Here is a 3066-nt window from a genome sequence, read left to right as displayed (position 1 = left end):
CTTCTGAGCATGGTTTACGAACCGGAATTTCGGTGTAGTTTATCACGTACCTTCACGTTACGAAGTTAAAGAGGCCAAGATTTTTTGGCAATCTGGGTGGTACCACGGATTCACACATCATTYGTCCCTTTTTGAGGGAGAGTGATGTGTTTTTTTAWTTTTAAGGAGGAAACCACATGAAGAAAATTTTTTCAGGCGTACAGCCAACAGGAACGGTCACACTCGGTAATTACATCGGTGCTTTCCGTCAATTCACTACCTTGCAAGACGAGTATGAATGTATTTTTTGTATCGTGGATCAGCACGCAATTACGGTTCCACAAGATCGGCTAGAACTTCGTAAAAATATCCGATCGCTTGCAGCACTCTATTTGGCAGTCGGTATCGATCCAAAGAAAGCCATTCTATTCATCCAGTCGGAAGTTCCTGCACATGCTCAGGCAGGATGGATGATGCAATGTATCTCTTATATCGGAGAACTTGAGCGCATGACTCAGTTTAAAGATAAGTCTTCGGGGAAAGACGGCGTATCGGCCTCTCTTCTCACTTATCCACCACTTATGGCAGCAGATATCCTGCTTTATCAGACCGATATCGTACCTGTAGGTGATGATCAAAAGCAACATGTGGAATTAACACGTGATCTGGCTGAGCGTTTCAACAAACGCTATAATGACGTTTTGACGATTCCAGATATTCGCTTACCTAAAAATGGAGCACGTATCAAGGCTCTACAGGATCCTTTGAAAAAGATGAGTAAATCTGATCCAAATAAAAAATCGACGATTTCACTATTGGATACACCAAAAGAAATTGAGAAAAAGGTCAAAAGCGCAGTAACTGATTCAGAAGGCATTGTTGCTTTTGATGTAGAGAAAAAACCGGGCGTTTCCAATTTGTTGACGATTGAAGCTGCGTTGACCGGTGAAACAATCGAAGCATTGGTTGAAAAATATGCTGGTGTTGGATACGGTGATTTTAAAGCTTCAGTTGCGAAAGCTATTATTGATCACATTACACCTATTCAGGAACGCTACGAAGCGCTGTTAAATTCGGATGAGTTAGATGGTATCTTGGATGATGGTGCGAAAAGAGCACAGGCTGCAGCTTCTAAAACACTCAAAAAAATGGAGAACGCGATGGGCTTGGGTAGAAAACGATAAACGTCATAAGAACAAACGAACAAGCAAATATGAAGAAATCGGGTGTCTGGAATATAAATGTCCAGACACTTTTCCATGTGTATCCCAGTGAAAGATAATTTAAATACAATAAAATCTGCATAAGGCTTATGACAATGCAAATGTAGCTGATTAAGAACATTAACCATTTGATCAATATTAGCACCCTTTTTCACTACTATATGAAGTGTTTGTACATGTCAGTCTGAAAGCTTGCTTCTTTTTACAAGAAGGCCTCAAATCAGCACTTCTCCAACTTTACTCTTACTTGTTCCAATTGCCGTTAATATTTAATACAAAAAAACGACTCATCATTTTCAAGATGAGTCGTTTTAATTTTCATTATTTTACTGGTGCATTAGCAGATACTGCAACTTCATCCCAGAAAGTCATTCCAGCAGCGATATCATAGTTAAGAACTCGCTTGTTAGTAGATGTTATGCTGTAACGGAACAATGTAGGAATTACAGGAAGCTCTTCGTTCATAAGTGCTTGCCATTCTTTGTAGACGCCTTGACGGTATTCAACATCGAATGCATCTTCAGATATACCCTTTGCAAGTAACTCGTCATTTTTTTCGTTTGTCCAACGAGTGTAGTTGAACAATGCTTTACGACCGTATAATCCTTCTGGATCCACGTCTGATCCTGTACCCCATGCTGCAGCAAAGATATCAATTTTCGGATCATTTGCTTCTACGCGCTCGTAGAATGAGTTGAACTCGTGTAATTTGCCTTCTAACAATTCAACTTTAATACCTACATCAGCCCAGTTTTGAATGTAGTGTTGAGCTAATGGCTCAGCTACATCAGAACCTGACATTGATGCAAAGTTTAATTTAAATTCTTTACCTTCAGGATCTTCAACAAAACCATCATTATTTGTATCTTTGTAGCCAGCTTCAGCTAACAATTCTTTTGCTTTCTCTGGGTTGTACTCGATAGCTTTTGCATCGAAATCATGGTAACTAGGGAAAGATGGTGGAATTAAAGTAGTAGCTGGGAAACGTAAACCATGGTACATTTTTTCACCAACTGGCTTGTTGTTTAGAGCTACAGCCATTGCTTGACGTAATTGTTTGTTTTCTAATTTCGGGTTGCCCATAATGTTTTCGCCTTTTTTAGCATCCCATTTACCAAGGTTGAAACCAATGTAAGAATAAGCTAAGTCAATTTGACCAAGTAATTCAGTATTTTGAAGTTCTTTTGCTGATAAATATTGGTCAGCAGGTAAGCTTGCAATATCAAGATCGCCATTTTGCATTGCTTTAACAGCAACACTTGGGCTTACAACTTTAAGTACGATAGATTTAAGCGCAGGAACGCCTCTCCAGTAATCTTCGTTGCGTTCGAATTCAACAGATTCACCTGGAATGATTTTCTTAACTTTGAAAGGTCCGTAACCAATTGGAGTTGTACGAATCTTGTCAGATTCAAGTATTTCTGCAATTGTCATGTCACCCAAGTAGTGACGTGGTACTGGGTAAGCCCAGAATCCAGTTGTTAAAGAAGGACTAGCTTGCGTGAAAGTGAATTTAATTGTTTTTTCGTCTTTTACTTCGATACCAGAAATCGTTTTAGCTTTACCAGTATGGTATTCTTCCATACCAACTACCATAGGAACTAAACCTGAGTAACGAGCTTCAGTATAGTCTGGATGACCAAGTAATTCATAAGCATATAATAAGTCGTCTGCTTTAACTGGCTCACCATCATGCCAGTTTACATTGTCTTTGATTTTTACAGTAATAGATTTTTTGTCTTCTGATATTTCAAATGTAGCAGGACCGTCATTTGTAATTTCGTAGTCACCATTAATTGCAAGTAAGCTTTCATCAAAGAATTGAAGAACTTCAGAATCAGGGTTACCTGAATAGAATACATAG

Annotated in this window: 2 protein-coding genes; one reads left to right on the top strand and one right to left on the bottom strand. The window is 38.8% G+C overall.

Annotated elements, in window-relative coordinates:
- The first annotated feature begins 176 nt into the window (after positions 1 to 176).
- Positions 177 to 1163 carry a tryptophan--tRNA ligase gene (gene trpS / locus AC1DSB_RS17145; protein ID WP_477532565.1) on the top strand — a complete coding sequence of 329 codons (987 nt, stop codon included), beginning with the start codon at positions 177 to 179 and terminating at the stop codon, positions 1161 to 1163.
- Between the two features lie 360 nt (positions 1164 to 1523).
- Here the strand turns inward: trpS and opp4A are convergent.
- Positions 1524 to 3066, bottom strand: a 1543-nt coding sequence (gene opp4A / locus AC1DSB_RS17140) for an oligopeptide ABC transporter substrate-binding protein (RefSeq protein WP_477587192.1), incomplete at its 5' end; no start/stop codon positions are given.

The sequence above is a fragment of the Paenisporosarcina sp. P4_E4_2 genome, from assembly GCF_056401595.1.
Note: the sequence above shows the minus strand (reverse complement) of the source record. Positions and strands in the feature narration are given on the sequence as shown.